The organism is Psychrobacter sp. 1U2 (assembly GCF_051847575.1).
Map to the genome: position 1 here is coordinate 1 of NZ_JBPYDC010001535.1, position 580 is coordinate 580.

At 42.6% G+C, this 580-nt stretch carries 1 pseudogene; it reads left to right on the forward strand.

From position 1 onward, the window contains the following. Positions 1 to 23: 23 nt before the first annotated feature. A pseudogene (locus tag ACS8FD_RS23045) lies at positions 24 to 580 on the forward strand (hypothetical protein); the annotation flags it as partial.

Sequence of the window (580 nt, forward strand, 5' to 3'; positions counted from 1 at the left end):
ATGATGGCCAAAAACTTGTTTCAATGAATAAAACTCATCCTAAACCAGTTCACTCGGTTTTACTGCAGCCATCAAGTAGCCCTACTTTAGACACTCTCATTGACCCTATTACTCATAAAGAAGTCGCTAACAGCTATCCATTAGATGTATCTAGCTTTTTAAGTCTTGAGCAAGCACAAGAAATCTTATTACAAGTTTCACCCAAACTTGCTGCCAATCAAGCTGCCATTGTAGCCAATGAATATCAAACCGATGCTCTTAAAACAATAGACAATCCTTTTGTATTCGCGCAGTTATCGGCCAATGCCTACAATGTACAAGAAGATATTGACTTATCAACGCTCAAAAACGGTGTAAATAATGCTGGTGCTAATACTGGTGACGTTATTCCTCCGATGCCATCTGTACCAGATTTGCCAAACTTTGGTGAGATGATTGGTGATCGTATCCCTGACTCCTATGACTTTAAGCGCTCAGGCTCTACAGCAGGGGCAGGTCTTGGTTTTGCTTGGCCTGTTTATACTGCTGGACGCACTTCAGCACTCACTGGTGCATCAGATGCGCGCACTCAAGAGGCAGT